Source organism: Brachymonas sp. J145 (assembly GCF_036312245.1).
GTDB lineage: Bacteria > Pseudomonadota > Gammaproteobacteria > Burkholderiales > Burkholderiaceae_C > Brachymonas > Brachymonas wangyanguii.
In genome coordinates this window covers 74,109-87,226 of record NZ_JAZDCI010000005.1, presented here as the reverse complement: position 1 = coordinate 87,226, position 13,118 = coordinate 74,109, and the positions used below count along the sequence as shown (strand labels likewise).

At 65.0% G+C, this 13,118-nt stretch carries 13 protein-coding genes; 9 read left to right on the top strand and 4 right to left on the bottom strand.

Translation table 11 applies throughout. The features are described 5' to 3' along the window. The first annotated feature begins 4 nt into the window (after positions 1-4). From pheA to lapB, 7 genes are all read left to right on the top strand, one after another. The gene (gene pheA, locus V1261_RS06585) at positions 5-1,090 is read left to right on the top strand and encodes a prephenate dehydratase (RefSeq protein WP_329770833.1); all 1,086 of its coding nucleotides are present in this window, start codon (positions 5-7) and stop codon (positions 1,088-1,090) included. Between the two features lie 15 nt (positions 1,091-1,105). Further along, positions 1,106-1,990: a prephenate dehydrogenase gene (locus tag V1261_RS06580; protein WP_329770832.1), complete on the top strand. Its 885-nt coding sequence runs from the start codon at positions 1,106-1,108 to the stop codon at positions 1,988-1,990. A 5-nt stretch (positions 1,991-1,995) separates the two neighbouring features. Then, positions 1,996-4,050: a bifunctional 3-phosphoshikimate 1-carboxyvinyltransferase/cytidylate kinase gene (locus V1261_RS06575; RefSeq protein WP_329770831.1), complete on the top strand. Its 2,055-nt coding sequence runs from the start codon at positions 1,996-1,998 to the stop codon at positions 4,048-4,050. A gap of 207 nt (positions 4,051-4,257) precedes the next feature. Next, complete coding sequence (rpsA, locus tag V1261_RS06570; protein ID WP_329770830.1) at positions 4,258-5,943, top strand: 30S ribosomal protein S1; 1,686 nt, start codon at positions 4,258-4,260, stop codon at positions 5,941-5,943. Positions 5,944-6,120: 177 nt separating this feature from the next. Beyond that, positions 6,121-6,420 carry an integration host factor subunit beta gene (locus V1261_RS06565; protein WP_329770829.1) on the top strand — a complete coding sequence of 100 codons (300 nt, stop codon included), beginning with the start codon at positions 6,121-6,123 and terminating at the stop codon, positions 6,418-6,420. A 107-nt stretch (positions 6,421-6,527) separates the two neighbouring features. After that, complete coding sequence (locus tag V1261_RS06560) at positions 6,528-6,890, top strand: LapA family protein (protein ID WP_329770828.1); 363 nt, start codon at positions 6,528-6,530, stop codon at positions 6,888-6,890. Between the two features lie 24 nt (positions 6,891-6,914). Then, a complete protein-coding gene (gene lapB / locus V1261_RS06555; RefSeq protein WP_329770826.1) occupies positions 6,915-8,072 on the top strand; it encodes a lipopolysaccharide assembly protein LapB in 1,158 nt (385 codons plus the stop codon). A gap of 83 nt (positions 8,073-8,155) precedes the next feature. On the opposite strand, the gene V1261_RS06550 is transcribed toward lapB, so the two are convergent. Further along, complete coding sequence (locus tag V1261_RS06550; protein ID WP_329770825.1) at positions 8,156-8,890, bottom strand: SIMPL domain-containing protein; 735 nt, start codon at positions 8,888-8,890, stop codon at positions 8,156-8,158. Between the two features lie 34 nt (positions 8,891-8,924). After that, positions 8,925-9,140: a hypothetical protein gene (locus V1261_RS06545; RefSeq protein ID WP_329770824.1), complete on the bottom strand. Its 216-nt coding sequence runs from the start codon at positions 9,138-9,140 to the stop codon at positions 8,925-8,927. A 328-nt stretch (positions 9,141-9,468) separates the two neighbouring features. Between V1261_RS06545 and ompR the strand changes: the two genes are divergently transcribed. Together ompR and V1261_RS06535 are read left to right on the top strand one after the other, a co-directional pair. After that, positions 9,469-10,203 (top strand): osmolarity response regulator transcription factor OmpR, encoded by a 735-nt coding sequence (gene ompR, locus V1261_RS06540; protein ID WP_329770823.1) that lies wholly within the window; start codon positions 9,469-9,471, stop codon positions 10,201-10,203. Positions 10,204-10,334: 131 nt separating this feature from the next. Next, positions 10,335-11,786: an ATP-binding protein gene (locus tag V1261_RS06535; protein WP_329770822.1), complete on the top strand. Its 1,452-nt coding sequence runs from the start codon at positions 10,335-10,337 to the stop codon at positions 11,784-11,786. Between the two features lie 9 nt (positions 11,787-11,795). Here the strand turns inward: V1261_RS06535 and ispF are convergent, their stop codons facing one another. Together ispF and ispD are read right to left on the bottom strand one after the other, a co-directional pair. Further along, positions 11,796-12,296 (bottom strand): 2-C-methyl-D-erythritol 2,4-cyclodiphosphate synthase, encoded by a 501-nt coding sequence (gene ispF / locus V1261_RS06530; RefSeq protein WP_329770821.1) that lies wholly within the window; start codon positions 12,294-12,296, stop codon positions 11,796-11,798. After that, positions 12,293-13,033 carry a 2-C-methyl-D-erythritol 4-phosphate cytidylyltransferase gene (gene ispD, locus V1261_RS06525; protein WP_329770820.1) on the bottom strand — a complete coding sequence of 247 codons (741 nt, stop codon included), beginning with the start codon at positions 13,031-13,033 and terminating at the stop codon, positions 12,293-12,295. The genes ispF and ispD overlap by 4 nt, the downstream gene beginning before the upstream one ends. Positions 13,034-13,118 lie beyond the last annotated feature (85 nt).

Genomic DNA, 13,118 nt, shown 5'->3' with positions numbered 1-13,118 from the left:
TGCCATGACCCGGACCATTGCCGACTTGCGCGTCGCCATCGACGCGGTAGACCAACACCTGCTGAAGCTGCTCAACGAACGCGCTGCACTGGCCAACGAAGTAGGCGACATCAAGCGCCTGGAAGGCTCGCAGGTATTCCGCCCCGAGCGCGAGGCACAGGTGATCCACACCCTGCAGCAGGACAACCTGGGCCCGCTCAAGGAAACCAGCATCGCCAACATCTGGCGCGAAATCATGTCCGCCTGTCGTGCGCTGGAAGCGCCGCAGCGCGTCGCCTACCTGGGCCCGGCCGGCACCTTCAGCGAACAGGCGGCCGAAGCCTTTTTCGGCGTCAGCATCGAGCACATCCCCTGCACCAGCATGGACGAGGTGTTCCAGGCCACCGCCGGCGGCCGTGCTGCCTTTGGCGTGGTGCCGGTAGAAAACTCCACCGAAGGCGTGGTGACGCGCACGCTGGACCTGTTCCTGACTTCGCCGCTGCACATCATTGGCGAAACCAGCCTGCTGGTACGCCACAACCTGCTGCGCAAGGACAACAGCCTGGATGACATCGAGGCCGTCTACGCGCACCCGCAGGCGCTGGCGCAGTGCCAGAACTGGCTCAATGCCCACCTGCCCAACGCCGAGCGCCACGCCGCAGACAGCAATGCCGAGGGCGCCCGCATCGCCGCCAGCAACCCCAAGTGGGCGGCGATTGCCAGCCTGCGCGCCGCCAGCCAGTTCGGCCTGCACGTGGTCTCGCCCTCGATCCAGGACGATGCCTACAACCGCACTCGCTTTGCCGTGATCTGCCTGCCGGAAACACTGGCCATGCCGGAATCCTCCGGCCACGACTGCACCAGCCTGGTGGTATCGGTAGTCAACCGCCCCGGCGCCGTCTACGAGCTGCTGGAACCGCTCAAGCGCCACGGCGTGTCCATGTCGCGCTTCGAATCGCGTCCGGCCCGCAGCGGCCAGCAGTGGGAGTACTTCTTCTACATCGACCTGCAAGGCCATATCAGCGATCCCGCCATGGCGGCTGCGCTGGCCGACCTGCGCCCGATCTGTGCCTACTACAAGGTGCTGGGCTCTTACGCCATCAACGGCTGAGGCAGGAGGCAAGCGATGTTCCTGCGCATGGCCCTGATCGGATGCGGCATGATGGGCGGCTCGCTCGCCCTGGCAATGCGCCGCGCACGCCTGGTACAACAGGTCGTGGGCTACAGCCCGCGTACCGATGACCTGCGCCTTGCCCTCGACCGTGGCGTGATCGATGCCGCCACCAGCAGCATCGGCGATGCCGTGCAGCGTGCCGATTTCGTCGTGCTGGCCGTGCCGGTAGCGGTGACGGAACAGGTGCTGAAAGACATCGCACCGTCGCTGCGCCCGGACGCCATCATCATGGACGTCGGCTCGACCAAGCAGAACGTGATTGCCGCCGCCCAGCAGGCGCTCGGCCCGCACGCCGGCCAGTTCGTGCCGGCACACCCGATCGCCGGCAAGGAAGTGGCCGGTATCGCCCATGCCGATCCGGACCTGTACCGCGGCCGCCAGGTGATCCTGACGCCGGCGCGCAGCACCCGCATCGGCCCGCTGCAGCAGGCCACCAGCCTGTGGGAAGCGCTGGGCTGCCGCGTCATCACCATGGATCCGCAGGCGCACGATGCCGCCTTCGCCGCCGTCAGCCACCTGCCGCACATGACGGCCTATGCGCTGATGCACAGCATCCTGCACCAGGACGATGCCGCCGACACGCTGGCGCTGGCCGGCTCCGGCTTTCGTGATTTCACCCGCATTGCCGCCAGCAATCCGGACATCTGGCGCGATATCTTCCTCTGCAACCGCGAGGAAATGCTGCGCCAGACCGATGCCCTGATCGCCTCGCTGCAAACCTTTGCCCAGGCGATTGCCGATAACGACGCCGAGCGTCTGACGGCCCTGATCACCGAGGCCAGCAACGCCCGCAGCCAATGGCGCATGAGCACCATGGACAACAATTCCCTGCCCTGAATCTGATGAGCAAGCCCCCTTTCCTGGACCTTCCTCCCCTGACCGCCGCCCACGGCACGGTTCGCCTGCCCGGCTCCAAGAGCATCAGCAACCGCGTGCTGCTGCTGTCCGGCCTGTGCGCCGGCACCACCGTACTGCACGGCCTGCTGGATTCCGACGACACCCGCGTGATGCTGGCTGCGCTGCAGCAGCTCGGCTGCCAGGTAGAGCGTGATGGCACCACCGCGCGCATCACCGGCAATGGCGGCCGGCTACCCGACAGCGCACGCCAGGCCGATGCCCCGCTGACCCTGTTCCTCGGCAATGCTGGCACCGCCATGCGCCCGCTCACCGCCGCGCTCGCCATGCTGGATGGCCACTTCGAGATGACCGGCATCCCGCGCATGTACGAGCGCCCAATCGGTGACCTGGTGGACGGCCTGCTGCAACTCGACTGCGATGTGCGCTACCTGGCGAACCCCGGCTACCCGCCGCTGCGTATCGGCCCGCGCCAGAGCCAGGCACAGGAGCCGGTGGAAATCCGTGTGCGCGGCGATGTCTCCAGCCAGTTCCTGACCGCGCTGCTGATGGCGGCACCGCTGGCACGCCATGCCACCACCTTCCGCATCCAGGGCGAACTGATTTCCAAGCCCTATATCGAGATCACGCTGAACCTGATGCGCCGCTACGGCGTGCAGGTCGAGCGCGACAGTGAAACCGGCTGGCAGGCCTTTACCGTGCCGGCCGATGCCGCCTACCAGTCACCTGGCGAGCTGCATGTCGAGGCCGATGCCTCGTCGGCCAGCTATTTCATCGCCCTCGGCGCGATTGCCGCCGATCCGGTGCAAGGCCACAGCATCACCATCGAAGGCGTGGGTGCCGATTCGATCCAGGGCGATATCCGCTTCATCGAGGCGGCGCGCGCCATGGGTGCCAGCATCAGCAGCACCCCCGACAGCATCCGCGTGCAACGTGGCCGCTGGCCGCTGCAGGCAATCGACCTGGACTGCAACCACATACCCGATGCCGCCATGACGCTGGCCGTGATGGCGCTGTACGCCGACGGCACGACCACGCTGCGCAATATCGCCAGCTGGCGCGTCAAGGAAACCGACCGCATTGCCGCCATGGCAACCGAGCTGCGCAAGCTCGGTGCCACGGTGGAGGAAGGCCAGGACTATATCCGCGTCACGCCGCCGGCCGCCGGCCAGTGGCGCAGTGCCAGCCTGCACACCTACGACGACCACCGCATGGCCATGTGCGGCTCGCTCGCCGCCTTCAACCCGGCCGGCCTGCCGGTACGCATCGATGATCCTTCCTGCGTCGCCAAGACTTTCCCCGAGTATTTCACCGACTACCTGGCGCTGTGCCAGGCGGACGCCGCCAGCATCCCGGTGCTGTGCATCGACGGTCCGAGCGCCAGCGGCAAGGGCACGCTGTCAGCCGCGGTGGCGGCACAGCTGGGCTACGCCCTGCTCGATTCCGGTTCGCTCTACCGCATCGTCGGCCTGGCCGCACGCCGTGCCGGCCTGCTGGATGGTGACCCGGCGACCAACGAAGCAGCGATTGCCAGCTTGGCCAGCGAACTCGACATCTGTTTCGGCGATGGCCAGTGCCTGCTGGGCGGCGAGGACATCACCGAGGATATCCGCAGCGAACAGGGCGGCATGGACGCCTCCGCCGTCTCCGCCCTGCCCTCGGTACGCGAGGCGCTGGTTGGCCTGCAGCACGGCTTCCGCCGCCTGCCGGGGCTGGTCGCCGACGGCCGCGACATGGGCACGGTGATCTTCCCGCAGGCCCCGCTCAAGGTGTTTTTGACCGCCAGCGCCGAAAAACGCGCCGAACGCCGCCATAAGCAATTGATTTCCAAAGGAATTGACGCTAAAATAGATGACCTTCGTGCTGACCTGGAAGCGCGCGATGCGCGGGACCGTTCCCGCGCCGCTGCGCCCCTGAAACCAGCCGAAGATGCCGTGCTGCTCGACAACTCCGAGATGGACATTCCTACGTCCGTCAACCAGGTGCTGGCGTGGTGGCAAGGCAAACAGCCTTTCGGAACGCAGGCAACCGGTACGGACTGATCCGCATCTGTCGCTTTCTGACCACAGGGCTGCCTATCGGCAGCCCTGTTGCCTTTGTGCAGGCAGGCTGTTGTCGCGCCGCTGCCCGGGCAGCGGATCGTGTTTCACCCATAACCCCGCGATGCCTGCATCGCATAACCCCCCTGCCGGCGACAGGTGGACCGCAATGATGCGCTCCGCGTTCCCTCCGGCAGACTAGGAACATTCATGTCTGAATCTTTTGCTGAACTCTTTGAAGAATCCCTCAAGCGCGCGGAAATGCGCTCCGGTGAAGTCATCACCGCCGAGGTGGTCCGCGTCGAACACAACCACGTGGTAGTGAACGCAGGCCTCAAGTCCGAAGCCTACGTGCCGATCGAAGAGTTCAAGAACGACCAGGGCGAGATCGAGGTGCAAGCCGGTGATTTCGTCTCCGTGGCCATCACCAGCGCCGAAAACGGCTTTGGCGAGACCATCCTGTCCCGCGACACCGCCAAGCGCCTGGCGTCCTGGCTGCAGCTGGAAAAGGCCCTGGAATCCGGCGACTTCGTCACCGGTACCACCAGCGGCAAGGTCAAGGGTGGCCTGACCGTGCTGGTCAACGGCATCCGCGCCTTCCTGCCCGGCTCCCTGGTTGACACCCGTCCGACCAAGGACCTGACTCCCTACGAAAACAAGACCATGGAGTTCAAGGTCATCAAGCTGGACCGCAAGCGCAACAACGTGGTGCTGAGCCGCCGCGCCGTGCTGGAAGCGTCCATGGGCGAAGAGCGCGCCAAGCTGCTGGAAACCCTGAAGGAAGGCGCCATCGTGCATGGCGTGGTCAAGAACATCACCGAATACGGTGCGTTCGTGGACCTGGGCGGCATCGACGGCCTGCTGCACATCACCGACATGGCATGGCGCCGCGTGCGTCACCCCTCCGAGGTGGTGCAGGCTGGCCAGGAACTGGACGCCAAGGTCCTGAAGTTCGACGCCGAGAAGAACCGCGTGTCCCTGGGCCTGAAGCAGCTGGGCGAAGATCCCTGGCTGGGCGTGTCCCGCCGCTACCCGCAAGGCACCCGCCTGTTCGGCAAGGTCACCAACATTGCCGACTACGGCGCCTTCGTCGAGCTGGAGCCCGGCATTGAAGGTCTGGTGCACGTCTCCGAAATGGACTGGACCAACAAGAACGCTGCCCCGAACAAGATCGTCTCCATGGGCGACGAAGTCGAGATCATGGTGCTGGACATCGACGAAGACAAGCGTCGCATCAGCCTGGGCATGAAGCAGTGCAAGGCCAACCCGTGGCAGGATTTTGCCGCCAACACCAAGCGTGGCGACAAGGTTTCCGGCCCGATCAAGTCCATCACCGACTTCGGCATCTTCGTGGGCCTGGCCTCCGGTATCGACGGCCTGGTGCACCTGTCCGACCTGTCCTGGAACGAGCCGGGCGAAGCTGCCGTGCGCAACTACAAGAAGGGCCAGGACGTGGAAGCCGTGGTGCTGGGCGTGGACGTCGAGCGCGAGCGCATCTCCCTGGGCATCAAGCAGCTGGATTCCGACCCGTTCACGACCTTCGCGTCCGTGAATGACAAGGGCCAGTCCGTGACCGGTACCGTCAAGAGCGTCGACGCCAAGGGCGCCGAAATCGATCTGGGCGAGGAAGTCATCGGCTACCTGCGCGCCAGCGAAATCAGCCAGGACCGCGTGGAAGACGCCAGCCAGGTGCTGAAGGTCGGCGACGAAGTGACCGCCGTGATCACCAACATCGACCGCAAGAACCGCGGCATCTCCCTGTCCATCAAGGCCAAGGATTCTGCCGACCAGCAACAGGCCATGAGCGACCTGAACCAGGCATCTGCCCGCGACCACGCCGGCACGACCAGCCTGGGCGCCCTGCTGCGCGCCAAGCTGGACAACAGCAACAACTGATCGTCCACGTGACGATGCCACGGCAGTCCGCTGCCGTGGTGCCGATCCGGTCCGCCGGGTCGGCCAGCTGGCTGCCAGCCAGGCCCTCTCCCGCAGATCTTTCTGTTTTCCGAGGGCTTGCACAACCGCCCTGCCCCGCAAGTCCGGTTGTGCAAGCCTTTGACATTTCCCATTTCCATGACACGCTCCGACCTCGTTGACGAATTGGCGGCACGCTTCAGCCAGCTCACCCACCGCGACGCCGAAATGGCCGTCAAGTCCGTGCTCGACAGCATGGCCGACGCCCTGGCCCGTGGCCATCGCATTGAAGTGCGGGGTTTTGGCAGCTTTACCGTCAACCACCGTCCGGCGCGTACCGGCCGCAACCCGCGTACCGGCGAGAGCGTGGAAATCCCCGAAAAGCGCGTTCCGCACTTCAAGCCCGGCAAGGCCCTGCGCGAAGCCGTGGACCATCAGCCCGACGACAGCCAGGCCTGATTGCCGGCTGCCGCAGACAGGCCTTCCCCGCATACAATGGCCTGCAAGATCCGGATGCCGGCTGCCACCTGATGTGACAGCACGCCGCATCCGACGGGAGTTTCCGGATGAAATATGCCATCGGACTGCTCAAGGCAGTCATCTTTATCCTGCTGTTCGGCTTTGCCCTGAACAACCGCCAGAACGCCACGCTGAATTTCCTGTTCGACTACGCGATCACGCTGCCAATGATCGTGGTGGTGCTGGGCAGCTTTGCGCTCGGCATCGTGCTCGGTATCCTGGTGATGCTGCCGCGCTGGTGGCAGCATCGCCGCAAGGCACAGCAGGCACGCCAGCAGCTGGAAGCCCTGCAGGCACAACAGGCGGCGGCCAGCCAGCCACCGGCCGGCACACCTGCCAGTCGCACCCCGGATCCGGATCAGCAACGCCACATGACCGATCCCTCCCTGCCCATCACCGACGGCCAGTAAGGCCTGACCTTTTCCGGATTTCGCATGGAAAACGATTCTTTCATCTGGCTGCTGCTGGCCCTGCCCGTGGTGTTTGGCCTGGGCTGGATGGCCTCGCGGCTGGACCTGCGCCAGCTGCGCACCGCCAACCGCAGCGCGCCCAAGGCCTACTTCATGGGTCTGAACTACCTGCTCAACGAGCAGCAGGACAAGGCGATTGACGCCTTCATCGAGGCGGTGCAAAAGGATCCTGACACCACCGAGTTGCACTTCGCCCTCGGCAACCTGTTCCGCCGCCGTGGCGAATACGAGCGAGCCGTGCGCGTACACCGCCACCTGCTGTCGCGCAACGACCTGTCCGCAGCTGACCGCGACCGCGCCCAGCACGCGCTGGCACAGGACTTCCTGAAGGCCGGCCTGCTGGACCATGCCGAAGAAGCCCTGCGTGCCCTCAAGGACAGCAGCTACGAAGCACAGGCACAACTGGCGCTGCTCGGCATTTACGAACGCTCACGCGACTGGGTGCCTGCCGGCGAATCGGCACACGCCCTGGAGGCCGCCGGCCAGCAGGATTTTGCCCGTCAGCGTGCCCACTACCTGTGCGAACGCGCCCAGGAGGCCCACAAGCAGGGCGAACCACAACAGGCCATGGAGCTGCTGCAGCAGGCGATGCAGATCGCGCCACAAGCCGCCCGACCACGCCTGCAGCAGGCCCTGCTGTTGCAGGCTGGCGGCGAACACGCCAAGGCCTTCGAATTGCTGCAACAGGCGATGCGCGACATTCCGGCATTTGCCCCCCTGCTGGCGGCACCGCTGGCCCAGGCCGCCCTCGATACCGGCCGCACACTGGAAGCCCATGCCCTGCTGGAGCGCCTGCAACAGCAATCGCCCTCGATTGATCTGGTGGAAGCGCTGGCCCGGCTGGACCAGCAGCTGGATCCGGCGGCCTCAACGGCCGGCCGCTACCTGGGCCACCTGGAGCAAAGCCCTTCCCTGATTGCCGCCACCCGCTGGCTGGATCTGGAAAAACTGCAGCAGGACCCGCACCGCGAAGTGGTGGATCGCGCGCTGGACAAGGCGATCCGCCCACTGGGGCGCTACCGCTGCGCCGCCTGCGGTTTCGAGGCACAGCAGCACTACTGGCACTGTCCTGGCTGCCAGAGCTGGGACAGCTACCCGCCGCGCCGCGTCGAAGAACTGTAAACCCTGCCGAGCTCCCCAAAAACAAACCCCATCGCGTTGCCGTGATGGGGTTTTGTCTTGCTGCCTTAGCGGGCAGATGGCGATCAGCGCGACATCTGCACCGAGCCGTTGACCATGACACGCACGGTGGACTTGCCGGGCTGCACCGCCAGCTCGGCGGCCGAATCCGCGGCCATGGCGCGCGCCGCCATCATCTTGGGCGCGCCGCCGTAAAAGCCTTCTGCATTGACAGAGACTTCGCGCAGGCTGTAGCTGTTGAAGCCGAAGCTGCGCGTGATGGTATTGGCCTTGTCGCGGAAGGCGGCAATGGCGCGCTCCTGCGCCTGGGCCTCGGTGCGCTGGCGTAGCTCCTTGCTGATATCGAAGCCGACATCGGCAATCGTCAAGGTACTGATGCGGTCAGCAGTGCGGCTGACGCGGTCAATGTCCTTGCCGCTCAGGATCAGCTCGGTGCTGCCTTGCCACTGCGTGATACGGCCATTCTGGTCGCGGCTCGGGTAGAGGCTGAAGTTGCCGGTCTGCACTTCCATCGCCTCATCACGCTGCTGGCCGCGCGCTACCTGCAGGGCGGCATCGAGTGCCTGCTTGAGCTGGGTCTGCACCGCCTGGGCATCCTTGCCCTGGCGGCTGGTGGACATGGTGATGCGCAGCATGTCCTGCTGTACATCGACACTGCCTTCGGCGGACAGCTGCGCCACATTGGAGGGTTGGTAGGACGTCATCGGGGCATTCTGCGCCAGCGCCGGGGTGCTGGCAAGCCAGCCACAGGCGGCAGTCAAGACGGCGGCGCGCAACAGGGAAACGGGTTGATAGGTCATGGGACTCCTAGCGGGACGGGCTGATCCTTGCGGATCAGCGACGGTTCTTGCCATTGATGTGGATGGTGCGGGAATGTTCGCGTACGGCACGACGCAGCTCTTGCAATTCCTTCTTGCTCAGGCGGCGCGGTTTGGCACCGTTCATGCACTGCTTTTGCATGCTGACGCTTTCACGCAGGTCCTGGGCCGATTGACCGGGGAACTGGACACCGACTTCGTTGGCCGGACTCGGACAAGCCGGCTGTGCCATGGCCATTCCGGAAACTCCGGACAACACCAGACCGAAAGGCAATAGACGCATCAGCACGCGCTGACGGCTTGCGCGAACCGGATCAAAAAAACCAGACTTCTTCATTCACCTCTTCCTGAAAACCATGCGCCTTGGTACAGGGCACATGGTCACCATGCGACATGCCCCAAGGTTACCGCTACCACGCAGGAAAAAAAGCCCTGCACAGGTCAGATTGGCAAGATCAGGGCAAAACTTGTAACAGTGTGAAAAGTCACCATTTATTACCAGTTTTCGCGGGATTGCAGCCTACCATCCTTGGCATGTTACAAATTTTCGGAGGACAAGCATGAACCAGGCGAACGCCCGACCCGACAAGATCGTGATTGTCGATGACGACGCCCGTATCCGCGACCTGCTGCGCCGCTACCTGAGCCAGGAAGGTTTTGAAGTCATGGTGGCGGAGGACGGCAAGAACCTCAACCGCATCCTGCTGCGCGAAACGGTAGACCTGATCGTGCTGGACCTGATGCTGCCGGGCGAAGATGGCCTGTCCATCTGCCGCCGCCTGCGCGCCGCCAATGACCGCACGCCGATCATCATGCTGACTGCCAAGGGCGAAGACGTGGACCGCATCGTCGGTCTGGAAATCGGCGCCGACGACTACCTGGGCAAGCCGTTCAACCCGCGCGAGCTGCTGGCCCGCGTGCACGCCGTGCTGCGTCGCCGCCCGGCTGTCGAGGCCCCCGGTGCGCCCGCCACCGAAACCGAAATCGTGCACTTCGGCAATTTCGTGTTCGACCTGAGCGCACGCACGCTGAAGAAGGACGGCGAGGATCTGCCGCTGACAACCGGTGAATTCGCCATGCTGAAGGCCCTGGTACGCCACCCGCGCCAGCCGCTGTCGCGCGAAAAGCTGGCCCAGCTGGCACGTGGCCGCGAGTTCGAACCGTTTGACCGCAGCCTGGACGTGCAGGTATCTCGCCTGCGCAAGCTGATCGAGACCGATCCGGCTTCGCCGCGCTACATCCAGACGGTCTGGGGCGTGGGTTACGTCTTCGTGCCGGACGGCAACAACAACTGATGCTGCGGCTGCAGATCCGGTCGATGCCAGCCGTGTGCTGGCATCCCTGTCTCTGTCCGCATCCGCTTCCATGACGATTGTCACGCCGCAGCGCTGGCCTGGCCGGCCGCTGCTCCCCCTGCCGATTCCGCATGCTCCCAGAAGATTCCACCGCCACCACGACGCCCACGCCCGCCAGCCCCGAGTCCGCCACCGGTGCGCGACCGATGCTGCGCAAGGGGGTCGAGGCGACATCGGCGCTGCTGGGCTCAGCGGTACCGACACGCTGGGGTCTGAACCTGTTCTGGCGCACCTTCATCATGATTGCCGTGATGCTGCTGGTTAGCACGATCGGCTGGCTGGTGACGATACGTACCGCCAACATGGAACCGCGTGCGATGCAGACGGCGCAGCAGATCGCCTCGCTGGTGAACCTGAGCCGCACGGCGCTGATCTACTCCGATGCCATCACGCGCTTCTCGCTGATCCGCGAGCTGGCCGAAGAGGAAAGCGTGCGCATCCTGCTGCGCGAGCCGGATGATGCCATCCTGCCCATGGCCAGCACCCCGTTCAATGACCAGGTGGCGCGCGAACTGCAATACCGGCTGGGTCCGGACACGGTGCTGGCAAGCCAGGTCAACGGCGAGAAAGGTCTGTGGATCGGCTTTGACATCGACAGCGATGCCTACTGGCTGCTGACCGACGAATCGCGCATCACCTCGCTGGGGGGAACGACCTGGCTGATCTGGCTGCTGATGGCAGCCGGCCTGTCGCTGCTGGGCGCGGCGGTGATCGCCGGGCTGGTCAACCGGCCGCTCAAGCAGCTCTCGGTCGCCATCGGCAAGGTACGGCTTGGCAATTACACCGATGCCCATCTGGACGAGGAAGTACCGGCGCGCGAGCTGCGCGAGGTGAACATCGGCTTCAACCGCATGGTGGAGCAGCTGTCCGCGGTGGAACAGGAGCGCGTGGTGATGCTGGCCGGCATCTCGCACGACCTGCGCACGCCGCTGGCGCGCCTGCGGCTGGAAGTGGAAATGAGCGTGGACGATGAGGAGTCGCGCAAGTACATGGCGGCCGATATCGAGCAGGTGGACGGCATCATCACCAAGTTCATGGACTACGCGCGTCCGGACGGCCGCGAGCTGGCCGCGGTGGCACTGGCCGACGTGGTACGCACCAGCGCCTACCCCTACCAGAACCAGGACGAGATGGTGCTCGACATCGATGTGCCGGAGAACCTCAAGGTCAAGGCCGACGAGATCGAGCTGGCGCGCGTGATTTCCAACCTGCTGGAGAATGCGCGTCGCTACGGCAAGACACCGGGCAAGGAGCTGACCGAGGTCAGCATGAAGGCACGCGCCGAAGGCAATTTTGTGCACCTGGAGTTTGCCGATCAGGGCAATGGCGTACCGCCGGACATGCTGGACCGGCTGACGCAGCCCTTCTACCGCGCCGACGAGGCGCGTACCTCGGCGGTGGGCAGCGGCCTGGGCCTGGCCATCGTGAAGAAGGTGGTGGAGCACATGGGCGGCTCGCTGCAGCTCAGCAATGGCAAGGACGGCGGCCTGCGCGCCGACCTGCGCATGCCCAAGGCCAAGTAAGCCGGTCGATCAGGCCAGCGGAAACAGCAGCAGCACGGCGCGGGCTTCCATGCTCTGCTCCAGCCCGACCGGACCGAGTTTCTCCGCCGTCTTGGCCTTGACGTTGACCTGCTCACGCGTGATGCCAAGACAGGCGGCAATGCTTTCGGCGATTGCCGGCTTGTAGGCCGCCAGCTTGGGCTTTTGCGCGATGACGGTGCAGTCCACGTTGCCGACCTGCCAGCCGGCCTCGCGCACGCGGCGCATGGCCTCGCGCAGCAGCACGCGCGAATCGGCGCCTTGGAAAGCGACATCGGTATCGGGAAACAGCGTGCCGATATCGGCCATGCCGGCAGCACCAAGCAGCGCATCGGTGATGGCATGCAGCAGCACATCGGCATCGGAATGGCCGAGCAGACCCTTGTCATGCGGCACCAGCACGCCACCGAGCCAGAGCTCGCGGCCGGCGACCAGCTGGTGCGTGTCCCAGCCTTCACCGATACGGAATGGAGGAAAAATGGCAGTTGTCATGGCTGGATTGTCCCATGGCTGGCAGCGGCGCGTGCCTGCAGCACGGCTTCAGCCAGCGCAAAATCATCGGGATAGGTGACCTTGAAGTTCCAGGCACTGCCCTGCACCAGCAGCGGTTGCAGGCCGGCCAGTTCGATCGCGCTGGATTCATCGGTGATGGCGTCCGGATCGCGCTGCAGGCTGTCTTCAAGCGCCTGCAGCAGCAGGCCTAGGCGAAACATCTGCGGCGTCTGCGCCAGCCACTTGTCGCTGCGCGGGATGGTGGCCTGCACGCGGGCTGCCTCGTCCTGCTGCTTGAGGGTATCGGGCAGCGGTAGTGCCAGCAGGCCGCCCACGGCATCATCGGCACAGGCCGTGATCAGCTGGCTGATCTGCGCCGGCGTCAGCAGGCAGCGCGCCGCATCGTGTACCAGCACCCAGTCGTGATCGGGCACGCCCTGGGCACGCAAATGGCGCAGGCCGTTGCGCACACTTTCGGCACGGCTGTTGCCGCCAACACGGGCACGCTGCAGCTTGCCAGCCGGCAATGGCACGGCGTCACCATGGGCATCGTCCGGAGCCAGTACCAGCAGGATGGCATCAATCTGCGGGCAGGCATCGAAGGCGGCCACGGTGTGCCAGAGCATGGGCTGGCCGGCCACGACGACATATTGCTTGGGAATGCTGGCACCGGAACGACTGCCGGTGCCGGCACAAGGAATCAGGGCATGCATGCGAGGGGTGTCCATGCCCTGCATTGTGCCTTGCGCAGAACGTCATGCGGCTGCCCTGCGGCTCTTTTAAAATGGCACGATTCCCCATCGCCCTGCCCAGGCCGATGGG